The sequence below is a fragment of the Nostoc parmelioides FACHB-3921 genome (assembly GCF_014696625.1).
Lineage (GTDB): Bacteria > Cyanobacteriota > Cyanobacteriia > Cyanobacteriales > Nostocaceae > Trichormus > Trichormus parmelioides.
In genome coordinates, this window is the sequence record NZ_JACJQL010000042.1 from 44193 (window position 1) to 58118 (window position 13926).

The 13926-nt window shown below is 42.1% G+C and carries 10 protein-coding genes; 5 read left to right on the top strand and 5 right to left on the bottom strand.

What is annotated here, in order from left to right:
• The first annotated feature begins 30 nt into the window (after positions 1-30).
• The gene (locus H6G14_RS22570) at positions 31-1098 is read left to right on the top strand and encodes a glycosyltransferase family 4 protein (protein ID WP_190569821.1); all 1068 of its coding nucleotides are present in this window, start codon (positions 31-33) and stop codon (positions 1096-1098) included.
• A 55-nt stretch (positions 1099-1153) separates the two neighbouring features.
• The gene (locus H6G14_RS22575) at positions 1154-1345 is read left to right on the top strand and encodes a hypothetical protein (protein WP_084789123.1); all 192 of its coding nucleotides are present in this window, start codon (positions 1154-1156) and stop codon (positions 1343-1345) included.
• Between the two features lie 27 nt (positions 1346-1372).
• On the opposite strand, the gene H6G14_RS22580 is transcribed toward H6G14_RS22575, so the two are convergent.
• From H6G14_RS22580 to H6G14_RS22595, 4 genes are all read right to left on the bottom strand, one after another.
• Positions 1373-2686 (bottom strand): hybrid sensor histidine kinase/response regulator, encoded by a 1314-nt coding sequence (locus tag H6G14_RS22580; RefSeq protein WP_190569822.1) that lies wholly within the window; start codon positions 2684-2686, stop codon positions 1373-1375.
• Entirely contained in the window at positions 2683-5490 is a 2808-nt protein-coding gene (locus H6G14_RS22585) for a CHASE2 domain-containing protein (RefSeq protein WP_190569824.1), read from the bottom strand. The genes H6G14_RS22580 and H6G14_RS22585 overlap by 4 nt, the downstream gene beginning before the upstream one ends.
• Positions 5491-5587: 97 nt before the next feature.
• Positions 5588-6574 (bottom strand): DUF928 domain-containing protein, encoded by a 987-nt coding sequence (locus tag H6G14_RS22590; protein ID WP_190569826.1) that lies wholly within the window; start codon positions 6572-6574, stop codon positions 5588-5590.
• A 194-nt stretch (positions 6575-6768) separates the two neighbouring features.
• On the bottom strand, positions 6769-9324 hold the full coding sequence (locus H6G14_RS22595; protein WP_190569828.1) for a CHAT domain-containing protein: 2556 nt from the start codon (positions 9322-9324) through the stop codon (positions 6769-6771).
• Between the two features lie 669 nt (positions 9325-9993).
• Between H6G14_RS22595 and H6G14_RS22600 the strand changes: the two genes are divergently transcribed.
• The 3 genes from H6G14_RS22600 (at position 9994) to H6G14_RS22610 (ending at position 12789) form a co-directional block, all read left to right on the top strand.
• Positions 9994-10281 carry a hypothetical protein gene (locus H6G14_RS22600; protein WP_242053510.1) on the top strand — a complete coding sequence of 96 codons (288 nt, stop codon included), beginning with the start codon at positions 9994-9996 and terminating at the stop codon, positions 10279-10281.
• A gap of 143 nt (positions 10282-10424) precedes the next feature.
• Positions 10425-11783, top strand: a complete 1359-nt coding sequence (locus H6G14_RS22605; protein WP_190569831.1) for a radical SAM/SPASM domain-containing protein — start codon at positions 10425-10427, stop codon at positions 11781-11783.
• Positions 11776-12789 (top strand): hypothetical protein, encoded by a 1014-nt coding sequence (locus tag H6G14_RS22610; protein ID WP_190569834.1) that lies wholly within the window; start codon positions 11776-11778, stop codon positions 12787-12789. The genes H6G14_RS22605 and H6G14_RS22610 overlap by 8 nt, the downstream gene beginning before the upstream one ends.
• A 250-nt stretch (positions 12790-13039) precedes the next feature.
• On the opposite strand, the gene H6G14_RS22615 is transcribed toward H6G14_RS22610, so the two are convergent.
• Complete coding sequence (locus H6G14_RS22615; protein WP_190569836.1) at positions 13040-13774, bottom strand: PEP-CTERM sorting domain-containing protein; 735 nt, start codon at positions 13772-13774, stop codon at positions 13040-13042.
• Positions 13775-13926: the final 152 nt, after the last annotated feature.

Consider the following 13926-nt stretch of genomic DNA (forward strand, 5'->3'; position numbering starts at 1 on the left):
AGCATCTTACCGACTGAACCGAAACAATTTATGAAAATCGCTCAAGTTGCCCCCTTATGGGAACGAGTTCCACCTCCAAGTTATGGAGGCATTGAACTAGTAGTAAGTCACTTGACAAACGAACTAGTTCATCGCGGTCATGAGGTAACATTATTCGCCTCTGGCGATTCTCAAACCTTGGCACATTTAGAAACAGTTTATCCGCGTGCATTACGCTTAGACAAAAATGTCCAAGATTATGCCGCTTATGAAACTTTAGAACTGAGCCAAGTCTATCAGAACGCGACGGAATTCGATATTATCCATTCTCATTTAGGGATTTCGGCTTTACCTTTAGCGAGTTTGGTAAAAACCCCTACAGTGCATACGCTGCATGGACATTTTACCAAGGATAACCAAAACGTCTTTAGTCATCATCATCAGCAACCATACGTTAGTATTAGCAACGCCCAGCGTCAAATTCATCTAAACTATATAAGAACCGTTTATAACGGTATTGAGCCAAAAGATTATCCGTTCATTGCTCAACCAAAAGAGCCGCCATATCTAGCATTTTTAGGACGCTTTTCTCCCGAAAAAGGCCCACATCAGGCGATCGCGATCGCCAAGCAGAGTGGTTGGCATTTAAAGATGGCCGGAAAAGTTGATACAGTAGATGCCAAGTTTTTTGAACAAGAGATTCTCCCTTATATAGATGGTCAGCAAATTGAATATTTAGGCGAAATTAACCATACAGAAAAAGCTGAACTACTAGGCAATGCTGCTGCTACTCTTTTTCCCATCAATTGGCCAGAACCTTTTGGTTTAGTGATGATTGAATCAATGGCAACTGGTACGCCAGTTATAGGGATGAATTTTGGTTCTGTACCTGAGGTGATCGACCAAGGTAAAACAGGTTTTATCTGCCAAAATTATGAAGAAATGATTCAGATGATACCTGCTACTTTGGAATTGAATCGTCGAGATTGTATAGAATCAGTAGTCAATAAATTTAGCGTTAGCCAAATGGTTGATGGGTATGAAGCCGTATATCAACAAATTATCAAAGACCGCGTTAACTTAAACGGTTATATCCACACAGCTAAAATCCGCTTTTAAACAACAACTTTTTTTAACATTTTCAACAACATTTTTCTTTTAGGAGGACATTGGTATGAGTCTGCGAGCCAATAATTGCCCATGTTGCGGTGGTTCTCTCCTCCGCCATGTCCGTCACGGGGAACTATATTGGTTCTGCCTGTCTTGCCGTCAAGAAGTCCCACTATTAACTAACAATAATCGTTTACCGAATGTAGATACTCGCAATAATGCAGGAGTTGTCCAGACAACGGTGAGCGTCGAATAGGGATTAGGGAGGGCAATTCATTCTGACTTACTGACTAGAGATTGGCAAAGTAATAATAAATTTTGTTCCCTTACCCAAAGTTGACAAGCACTTAATTTTTCCATTGTGCTTATCGACAATGATTTGCTGGGTGATGGCTAATCCTAGTCCAGTTCCCTTACCTACAGCCTTGGTTGTAAAAGATGGCTCAAAAATGCGGTCTTGCACCTCAGGAGCCATACCAAGAGCATTATCTTCAATGCAAATTGTCACAGCTGCTTGCTCCTGATCAACCGATGTAGTAATTGTAATTGTGTGAGGGTCAGAAGCCTTTATTTCCTGGTCTGAACAGTTCTGATGGAGATCATCAAAGGCATCAATAGCGTTAGCAATGATGTTCATGAATACCTGATTAAGTTGCCCAGGATAGCAAATAATTGCTGGTAAAGTACCATATTCTTTGATCACCTCGATTTTTGGGCGATCGCTTTGGTCTTTCAGTCGATGTTTCAATAACATTAAAGTACTATTCATACCTTCATGAATTTGAAACTCTACTTTAGATGAGATATCAGATCGGGCAAAAGTCCGCAGAGAAAGGCTGATATCCTTAAGCCGATCAATCCCTTGGTGCATCGACCCTAAGATTTTTGGTAAATCTTCTGCTAAATACTCTAAGTCAATTTCTTCAACTAGTTCTTCAATTTCCGGGTCTGAGTGTGATAATTTTTGCTGTTGGAGATGAACTAAACGAAGAATATCCTTGACATATTCCTCAATATGAGAGCAATTTCCACTAATAAAACCAATGGGGTTATTAATCTCATGACCTATACCGGCAACAAGTTGTCCCAGGGTGGACATTTTCTCACTTTGGATGAGTTGTATTTGGGTTTGCTTTAACTGTTGTAGAGATTGAGTTAATTCTGCTGTGCGTTCTTGGACTTTTTGTTCTAGGGTACGGGTGAGATGGGATATTTTTAGGTGTAATTTTAATCGAGCGATAACTTCTTCATGTTGGAAGGGTTTGGTAATATAGTCAACTGCACCAATTTCTAGTCCTTTGACTTTATCCGTAGCATCAGACAAAGCTGTCATGAAAATGACTGGGGTATTCTGAGTGATGGGATTGGCTTTCAATCTACGGCAAGTTTCAAACCCATCAATACCCGGCATCATAACATCAAGGAGAATCAAATCAGGATGAGCATATTCTGTTTGTTCTAGCGCCGACTCTCCATCCGTCGCCATGAGTGCTTTCCAACCACATCCCTGAACCGCTTCTGATAAAACTTTCAGATTATTGGGGTTGTCATCTACTAAAAGGACATATGTTGGCTGTACAAGAGGTTCGGTGATCATGGATGCGACTCCGTTATGAAGAATGATTTCAGGAACTGGCGAATTTTTGCGGTTTGGAAGTTGGTAGTGAGTTTAGTCAACTCAGTGGTGAAGGGAGCTAGCTGACTATTTTGCTGAATTAGCTCTCTAAGAATTGCCTCAATCGCTGGTATATCCCCCATCATGGCTAAATGATAGAGTTGTTGTAGAACATCCTGTGATGGCAAAACCAATTCAGTATGAGTCGTGTGTTCTGGTTGAGAAGATAAAGACAAAGATGCAGATGGGGCATAAATCCACTCGACATTGAGTAGCGATCGCAGCGCATTGAATAGTTCATCAATTTGTAAGGGTTTCGGCAAAAACGCTGTTGCTCCAGCTTGCAAACTCCGTTGGCGATTTTCCTCAAATACGCTGGCACTAGAGACAATGATGGGAATAGAACTAGTCTGTGGATTCTCTTGTAGCTGAACCATTAGCTCAAAGCCATCCATATTAGGCATAGCTAAATCAAGCAGAATCAAATCCGGATGATGTTCATTCACCATCTGTAGTCCCTGTTTGCCGTCCCTTGCTTCTAGGGTTTGACAGCCAATTTTTTGTAACAGACTGTTTAACATAGAACAGTGGTTGTCATCATCATCGACAATCAAAATTTGCGGTGTACTACCCTGAATACCAATGATTTTCTGGTGCGTTGGGGCGTAGGCCTGCCAATCATGGGAAATTGGCACCGGAAGTGACAAATCCAACCAGAAAATGCTTCCTTCACCCAGGCGACTCTGTACCTGAATTTGGCTACCCATTAATTCGGCAATTCTTTGACTGATGGCTAATCCTAAACCAGTACCTTCAGATTGCCGTCTGTAATCACCTACCTGCTCAAAAGCCAAGAAGATTTTCTCTAGTTGCTCCGGTGACATACCCACGCCTGTATCTTCAATCTGAAAACGAATATTGGCAAGCGAGGATGGCTGATGATCCTGATCTTGAGTGTCCAGTAACTCTACTTTAAAAGTCACTCCGCCGCTATCCGTAAATTTGATAGCATTGCCTAGTAAGTTGATCAACACTTGCCTGACGCGCTTTTCATCCACCTCTATGACTGTTGGTAGGCGATCGTCTATAGAGAATTTAAATGCAATCCCCTTTTGCGCTGCTCGGATACTACAAATCTCACTCACACCATGTAAAAAAGTTAGCAGATGTACATTAACCGCCACCAACTCTAATTTACGAGCTTCAATTTTTGACAAGTCAAGAATGTCATTAATCAGTAGCAAAAGATGTGAGCCGCATTGGTGAATAATGTTCACTCCCTCTAAGTCTTTTTCCTGCAAATTGGGTGATACCTCTAGCACTTGAGCAAAACCAAGGATGCCATTCAGTGGCGTGCGTAGTTCGTGGCTCATATTTGCCAGAAACTCACTTTTAGCTTGGTTAGCAGCGTCGGCAGCTTGCTTGGCTTCCAGTAATTCATGAGTCCGCTCTTGGACTTTTAACTCTAGGGTTTTGGAATAATCTAAAAGTTGGCTATTAGCAATTTCTAATTGCTGATTTGCTTCTTCCAACTTCTGCTGTTTATAGGCATTAGTTGTGGCAATCACGCTCATGATGAAAGCGGCTAGGGGGGGTGTAACTGGAATCAAAACACCATGCAGAAACATTCCATAGCCACCTCCCAGAAATGCCCCACTGATGGATGTGGTTGCCCAAAGAATTTTTCCGCCTGGAATCCGTCGTCCACTGCGTGCGCTAGCTAACAACCAACTACCACTAGAACCGATCACAGACCATAAAATAATCCAGCCTGCCATAGACCAGCCAGAAACACCACGCAGATTGGCTTTCCCTGTTCTTGCCCCCCGTACCAGTTGATGAGCAATATTGGCGTGGATCACAACACCTGGTGTAGGTTTTTGAGCAGAAATCAAAGAAGAGCTAAAAGGTGTACTAAAGAAATCGTTGGTACTGGCAGCAGTTGAACCGATAAAAACCATGCGATCGCGCATCAGTTTTGGAGGAATTTTCCCTGCTAACACATCGCGCATTGTAACTGTGCGAAAGGCGGCTTCTGAACCATACCAGTTAAGTAAAATTTGATAGCCGCCCAAATCAGCATCTGTATAACCCGCATTTAAATTTTCTAGTGGTAAGTGTATTTGCTTACCCAAGCGAAATTTCTGCTGTTTGGCATCAACTGATTCTAAGGTGATTTTTTCGGCTTCCAGGTACTTGAGTGCGACAACAGTTGCTAGTCCGGCTTTGATTTTGCCTTCTTCTTGGGTATCGATCGCAGTCAAGAGAGCGCGGCGCACATGGCGATCGCCATCCAATACTAAATCGGCTAATCCTACTTGGCCATTTTTTTCCAATTCAGGTGGCGGATTGACCCGCTCACCAGTGATTTTTTCAACTCCAATCAAATTAGGGGTGGTGCGAAAAACTTCCACGAGTTGTTCATGCCCTTTACCTTCCGGTAAATCCCGATAGAGGTCTAAGCCAATGGCACGGGGTTGTTGCGCTCGGATTTTCTCTAGTAACTCTGCCAGTGACCTATCTGGAATCGGCCATTTACCAACTGATTGGATATCCCGCTCATCAATTGTGACAACGATGATTTCATCGGCTATTGTATTGTGGGAACACCCCAGAAGGATATTTGCTTCACACGAACGCAGTCGCACCCATTCATCACGAAGTTTCCACTCAAGCAAATTGAAAATTCCCAACGATTGTCCGACAATAATCGTTAAGGCAACACTAGGCGTAATTATCAAGACACTACGAGTGTGCTGGATGAAAGCTTGGAATTTGCGCCACATAGTTCCGTCACACGCTTTAATTAAAATTGATGAGCATTGGGAATTAGGGATTGGGTTTGAGGAATAAATTTTTCTGGTTCCCAATCCCTAATCTTGATTAATTAGCAGACGCTAATAACGGAGCTTTAACAATCTCCTTCAAGCTAACTGAAGAAAGGAGTTCTTCCCATTGCTTGAGGATAGTTGCATTATTGGGTTGAGATGTGTGCAAGGTAGCCAGTGTTTCTACACAGTCATACCAAACGCCAGATTTACCGAAAGCAGTTGCCAACTTCAAAGCATCCTTCTGCTGCATTGCTGTTGCCAGTTCAGCAGTGGGTTGGATGCGCTGAATCCAACCATCAACGTAAGGTGTACTAGGATTGAGTTTTCCATCCACCTTCAGTGCCAAGAACCACTGGTAGTTTTTGCCTACAGCTAGAGCTGGTGCATCTGCTGGTAATTTGACTCCCATGACCCCAGTTTTCCCAGCAACAGGAATGGTTGTTTGATACTGCGTATTGCCAGCTTCATCCTTGAGACTAAAGACAGCTTCTTCTGCGTTAGTAGCTGGTAAATACACCATAATGGTGGGACGCTCAGATACAGTTGTGCCGTAGAAGCTTTGGGGTAACAGTGCAATTAGGGCTGCTGGGCCTGCCGCTCCCACCGTTGAAGGATTCAAGTAGTAAGTACCAACACGAGAAGCTCCTCCACTGGTCTCTTGAGGTGCGCCTTTGTCAGAGGCGGGAGTAAAGAGATTACCTCTGGAAGCTCCTCCAGTTGCTTGTCTGGGAGCGGCATTGCGAGAGTTAGGAGTAAAGAGATTACCTCTGGAAGCTCCTCCAGTTGCGTGCCTGGGAGCGGTATTGCGAGAGTTAGGTGTAAAAAGATTACCCCTGGAAGCTCCTCCAGTTGCTTGTCTAGGAGCGGTATTGCGAGAGTTAGGTGTAAAAAGATTACCCCTGGAAGCTCCTCCAGTTGCTTGTCTAGGAGCGCCACTATCAATTGGTGGGGTAAAGGTAACACCGTAGGCACTATTCCACATACCGCTAGTCATTAGAGCAATCAAGCTCAATGTACTAGCTAAATATCCAAGTCTCATGATTCTGTCCCTTGTTTGATAAAAGGCAATTTAATACTAGGTAGATTTATTCTGATTGCGGGAAGAAGCTTGTAAGATATCTTTCAGCTACTAATCAAAGTGAAAAATAGCTGATACCAGTATAAACTAACTCTGGCTGGCTTTAGGTAAAAGATATTGCAAAGATTTTAATTATTCTAAGTATTAACACTTATTTAAAGCCAGTTACCAACCAGAACGAAGCCAGACCAAAAGAAAGGATCTTGGAAATCAGTTTGGTGAATCAGGTTGATTTGGGCTTGCCTCAATGCTTCGGCTTTGGTGATTTTGGGCTGCCGTAGTTGGCCATAGAAGCGCGTCATCAGCATCTCAGCAGCTTTATCTTTCACAGGCCAGAGGGTGGCAATGGTTGAGCGAGCGCCGGATTTAACCGCCAAGCCTGCTAGTCCCAGAACGGCACGATCATCTCCAGTAGCAGTGTCGCAGGCACTTAGTACCAATAATTCGATCGCTTTTGATGAATCACCACTACGATTTTTGAGTAGTTCAGACAAATCCTTGACATTCACTTGTCCATCCCAAGTCAGTAAAAAAGTATCTTCGATACGGGAGCTGAACTGTCCGTGGGTAGCTAGGTGAACCACATCGGCATGGCTAGAATTGATACGCTCTGCTAGAGCTTGGCTGGTGAATTTCTGGTTAAGTAGCATTGAAGAAGGTATTGTCTGAGAGATTTGCTTCACTTCTGACTCCACGGCAGGTAAGGCCGCAAAACCAGAGCGGGGTTGGCTAATACCACCGACGATCGCCTTAATTTTGTTTTGCTCCAAGGATTGAGCGGCCATTAGTTGTAAGCCTGGAGAGAGAGCTACTGCATATTTCTCGATCAGATATTGCTGTCCATCGAATAGAGCAGCCATTGGTATATTCCGAAACTTACCATCTAAAACAAACACTAATGTTTTGGTATTTTTAAATATTTGTTCTGCTTCTGCCGGACGAATCAGCCAATCATAAACTTGTTGAGACAATCGCACCCTGTATTGGGAATCGGAAACGGGGTTGAGAGCTACTAACAAATTATCAAGAGTTTGTTCGATATCAGCTTGAGATTTACGGGTTACATAGTAACGCAGAGGTTGTCCAGTTTGGGAGAGAATCACCGCCAAGCGATCGCTGAGAATAATGGGATAAATAACTGTCGCTGTGGGGTCAACTTTGTCAATTTGTTGGGCTTTATCTAAGCAAGCTTCGCGGAAAAAGTTATCAAGTTCGGCAATTTGTAACGATTCGATCAATTCACGAGCCTGCATCAAAGCAGTCTGGGTTGGTTGTTCTTCTAGAAGTAGACCCACTAACTCCCGATAAACAGGCTCTACACTTTCGCGGAAAGAAAATTGAACATCCGGGTTTACTGCAACCATATCTCCCCGCAATGCTTTTAATGACTTCACTGCTTCTGTATAAGCTGTAATCGCTTTTGGGCGATCGCCCTCTTGCTTATACAACTGTCCTACTTGCCATGCTGATTGAGCAATGATGTCGTCTGCTTGGAGTTGACGGGCAATATTGAGGGATTTTTGGGCTACTTCCTTGGCTTCAGTCCATTGCTTTGTGCGGCGATAGAGTTGTCCCCACTGATATAGTGCATAGGCTTGGGCTGGAGAATCTTCAATTTGTTGTGCAGACTTAACAGTTAATGCCATCAGTTGGGCTAAATCTTTAATTGGTAAAACTTGCTCAGGTTTTTCCAAGCGATTCAATGTAGCCACAAAATTAATAGCTGCGTAGAGTGAACTATGGCTGGGTGGTAGTTCGGACAGTTGTTGTTGTAATTGAGGTGCTAGGGGAACTGCATATTCTAGTTTGTCGTAATCTATCAATAATTTGAACCGAACTAAACGTGCTTGCAAGGATTCATTGGGGTTTGTGGCTGCTTTTTCTGCGTCTTCAAAGTAATTTAACGCCACTTCTGGATCTTGGAAGTCAGAGGCAACTTTCCCCAGACTCGCAAGAATAGAACTTAAATGAGTTTTAGCGTCAATTTTATTGGCGGTGGCTAAACTCTGCTCTAAAACTAGCTGACTGTTAGTATCACCGATCGCGTGCAAAGTTAAACCCAGCGATCGCAACCCACTCACTTTAACTTCCGAATCTGGCATTTGTTGCAGTTTTTGCGTTAATGTCTCCAACTGTTGTTTCGAGCGGCGATAAAATCCCAAGCTTTGTAAGGCTTGCGCTTGATTGATTTGACTACCCAAGCTGCCCATATTGTCGCCTGCTTGTTCGTAATATTTTTGAGCTTGTTGCCAAATTTCTAGTGCGGTTTCAGCTTTGCCAGTACGTAATTGTAAATTTGCCTGAGTATTCAATATTTGCGCCCAGATAATCGCATCAACAGAAGGTTTAGCCGTTTGCAGAATTTTCACACTTTGCTCGATAGATTTTCTAGCAGTGTCCCACTGATTAAGTTCCTGTTGTGCTAATGATAGGTAACTCAAGCTGAGGGCTTCATTGGTGCGATCGCCTTGGATGTGATATTTCTGTGCCGCCGTTTGCCATGTTGTAGCAGCTTCTGCAAAACGTCCTGCATGGTAGAGTTTTCGTCCTTGTTCTAACTCGTTCGTAGTTTGAGGAGTGGATAATGACACATTGAGAGTAGTCTGTAACGGTATGGATGCTTTTACAGGAGCGATGGTCACCGCTAAACACAAGCTCAAAATACTTAAGCATACATAAAGCCAAGGATTTTTTTTGATAGGGAAAATCATAAGAATTACTGATAAATTTGCCGTTTAGGGGTTTCCATGAAATGCCACTGCTGATTGAGAATATAAATTTGTCTCATGCACCGGAACCCGCAGGGTAAGTGCAAAAAAAACAAAGGTAATTTTGGCATCTCATACTCTGACTCAGCAACGCCCATGAAATGATTCATCTCGCACACTTATATTGCCCAGCTAGAGCGGCGAACTATCAATGGAGACCTGATTTGCCGTGGATAATCAACGTTGGTACGTCGAACTTTTTGAGATCCTGGGTAAAGTCCGTTTCAGAAAATGCCTTGATGCAGTCGGGTCACAAAAACGCCTTCGACTGCATCCCCTGAAGCCAGAACCAGTCGATCAGACCTTGGGAGACTTTAGCACCCGGACGGTTGAAGCCAAAGAATAGGCCGGCAGCAAGATCCTTATAGAGCCTGTATATATGGACTTTCAGCAATAAATTCATCACAGCAAAATTTTTTTTTGAGAAAACTGCATAAAAAAATCAACCCCAACCTATGAGTAAGTGAAGGGTGAAACCTGAAAACAAAAATCTCATTTTTTCAGTACTTATCACTCAATTCAACATCTGTTTATTCACTTCTTTCTATAGGGATATCTGTCATGTCTACTCAAAAATCCAGCAAAATCAAGTTCATTTTCAGCATGATTGCAATGACAAGCATTGCAGCTTTAAACCCAGCCGTTAATGCTCAAACTCCCCAACCTGGTGCTGTTGATAATTTACTGAACCGCGCTAATTTAAGTACGGATTCTGTCAAAGTTCGTCCAGGAGTAGTTAATAATTTATCTCCTTCTATACAGAGACTTCCAGGAACTATAAAACCGGGTGGAGCAGCAGCACATAACGGTGTTTGTGATGGATCTTGCAGTGGTCGCCTACTGGATAACGGACGCAGAGTTGCCAATCCAGCTATTTTTAAGGATCAGATTCGTAAGTAATTTTTCAAGTTGCTAGTTATGTAGATATGGTTTCTGGATTTGGTAATTGAGTCGGAATTATTACCTATTACCAATCCTTCAATTGATAACTAGCAACTTTCTTACATCTTATTTCTTGGCTATTTCGCAAGGACATTATAAATATGAAACTTTCACATTATCATGTGGTCACACAACCATTTTTTGATGAAATTGAAAAACAAACAAAGCGGGTTATTTTTTCTAGCCGAACATCAGATGTCAGAATTATTGATGAGCATAGTTGGCACATTTTAGCCAGTGGTAATTTTGATCAATTACCTCAAGATATTTTGTTTGATCTCGTTGATATTGAATTAATTGTACCTGATGATGAAAACGAATTACAGACTATTTTAGATTATAATAATGCCTTAGCAATTGATGACGATAACTTATATTTAGTCATTCAACCGACAGCTTTTTGTCAACTGGGTTGTCATTACTGCGGTCAAGAACATACTAGCAAAATGATGACTGAAGATGAGCAGCAAAAATTTATAGAACGGGCTACTAAAAAACTCGCAAGCAAGAAATTTCGCAGTCTCTCAATTAGTTGGTTTGGTGCAGAACCTTTGGTAGGATTACCAGTGATGAGGAATCTTACGCCAAAATTACAGGCTCTTGCGGCGAGTTTTGGTTGTAGTTATCATGCGAAAATTGTCACCAATGGTTTAGCTTTAACACATCAAGTAGCAACGGAAATTGTTCAAGAATTAGGCGTAAATTCTATTGAAATTACTCTTGATGGTACTGGTGAATATCATGATGCTCGGCGGATGCAGAAAAATGGTTTACCTACTTTTGAGAAAATTTTCGCTAATGTTACAGCCCTAGCTCATCGGCAAGATTTGGATGTACAAATTAATATTCGTTGTAATGTTGACTATCAAAATTATGAATCTGTTTCTTTGTTGCTACAAAAATTAGCTGAAGCAGAGATACAAGACAAGATTAGCTTTTATGTAGCACCAATTCATTCTTGGGGCAATGATGCTCATACTCGTTCCTTATCTAAACAGGAATTTGCTGATTGGGAAATAACTTGGTTTGGGGAAATGATTGAGTTAGGTTTCAACGTTGGTTTATTACCAGAGCGCAAACCTCTAGTTTGTATGGCTGTAATGCCCCATTCGGAATTAGTTGATGCCTATGGCAACATTTTTAATTGTACAGAAGTGTCTTATGTTCCTACATACGGCACACCTAATGAATATGCCATTGATCATTTATCTGGTAAACAGATGCCTGGTAAAAGGGAACGTTTAGCTAGTTTCAATGATAAAGTGCGTCAAGGTGCATATCCCTGTTCTACTTGCCCCATGTTACCTGTTTGCGGTGGTTCTTGTCCAAAGAGTTGGTTAGAAGGTATTGAACCATGCCCCAGTGCTAAACATAACATTGAGCAACGTTTATTACTTACCTATGCGTTATCTCGGATTGAAGAAGCAGAAGCTAACAAGGAGGCTTTAGTTTATGCTTGATACTTCTAGTCAACTCCTAGCAGACATCACGGAAAGTTATCGCCGGGGGTGTACTGCAACTATGAATATACCCGCAGGTAGTGGTGATTTATTTAGCGAAAAACTAGAAGCCTTGATGGCAAAACGTTTACCCTTGCAAGAGCAATTATTGCTGCGTCGCTACAGTAACGCTCGTAGTCAAGGGATGGTAGCTGCTCGCCACCGCCAACTAACAACAGCCGCGCAGTTATTTGAGGAAGCGCGTAAGCCTCTACAAATGGCTACACTGTCACGGGAGTCTAAGCTACTACATCAGTCATTTTTAGAACAATCAGCAGCTTATCTTGATTATTGTCATCAGGATTTTGACCAAGTTTACAGTCGTACTGAGGAGGCTTTAAGATTAAGTGCGGTTTTAGAGGAAGAATATGGTTATGATATTCTCCTGATGCAGCGTATCCAACTTTTACATAATTTGGTGCGGACAGAAGCACGACGATTAAATTTTACAGGAGCGATCGCACTTGCTGCTCAACTTCTTGCCTATCTTGATGGACAATTGCAGACTTTACCTACTCCCCATCCTTGGGGTTTTGAACGCATAGCACGCCAACCTCCTGAGTTTGTCTCTGTTATGTTTGCCCAAATTACTGGTGAAGTTGCTTTAATTTTGGCAGGTCAAGACCGCCAGCAAGTAGCTAATTTGTTAACAATTGCGGCAGATTATCTACAGTTATCAGTTCACCCTGAAAAATCGCGTTACCCGCGTTCCTATGCTTGGTTTTCCATAAAACAGGCATTTGTGGAGCAAGATATCACCACTTTTCTCACACAAGCTGCTCAGTTTCTTGCCCAAGGACGTGCTGATGCACCTCTGCTTTGGTACACAGTAATTAATGATTTGTTGGCTTTATGCAATGAGCAAGGTTGGTTAGATTTAAGTCAGGAAATTGTCCAAGATTCACTGTCTTGGAATGATTTGCCACACAAACTTAATTTTAATGAGAAGTTGACAGTTAACGCTTAACGGTCAACAGTCAACACAAAAATATGTGCAAATTAAAGCAAGAACAGCTCATCTTAGTAGGGACGTACAAAAGTACGTCCCTATAGCCATATCTGCTTTACAAAAATTATGGAAAAATATCAAGAGCTAGGGGTACATAATTATGTCCTTGCTAACTCTTGAAAGTGTTATCATGACTTAGGTATATAGTTAGCTAAAAGCTAGATGCTTGCTAGCTCTAACTTTTAGTCATACTTAGTTAACGAAACAGTTACTGGTGTCTTGCACACGCCAGTGACTGTGTTTTTTCTTTTCTGACCTTAGATACAAGTCCTAAGCCAGCAAGGGCGATAAACCCTAGAATAGACGCAGGTTCGGGAGTAGAAACTTGAGCTACACCGCTATATCCCCCTCCTTGTCCTCCTGGAAGATCCTGAAAACCTAATTGAAGTCTAGATGGATTGTAATTGACTCCCTTAATGGTAACCAATGAAGCCGGAGCCTTGGAGTCTAACTCAAATGCCACACCTCCACCAGCAAAAGTACCTAGAAATTCAGAGTCTTTTGCATATTTCACGCTCACATCTTGAAGCGGATTAAAAACGCTATCATTGTCGGCATCGAACTGAAACACTAAATCATTGGTAAGTTTGTAGATAAACTTCGCACCACTAGTACCCGCATACAAAAAGTTTCCCACCGCAGAGTCTGGTGGCAGAATTGACCTAAACACAGGAGGGTTGGGAGGAATTGCTGAGAAAGCTGATGCAAACTCACCATTGGCTTGAAAAATAGATGCAAATCCTCCAAGTGATGCAGGAGAGAAAGTGACGGAAAAAGTATCCCCAAGAACAGGACTTACCTGTTCAAAAAAGTTGCTAGTTCCATCATTCCAGTTAAGAGTTCCAGCTTGAGCGGGAGAAGCAGCCATACTTGCACCAATCGCAACACCAAGTGTTACCGATGCACAAGCAAAGGTTTTGCTTAATTTATTAGTTGTAAACATGATCAAAAAGTCTTTAATGCAGTTGTTAATACCAAGCAATTACATTAGACTTGTCTACAAAAGATAAAAAGCTTACTGTGAAGGGATTATAGGAGATATAACTGAGATAAGATAGTTATCATTGCTGAACGTAAAAATCACGGTTTAAGGAT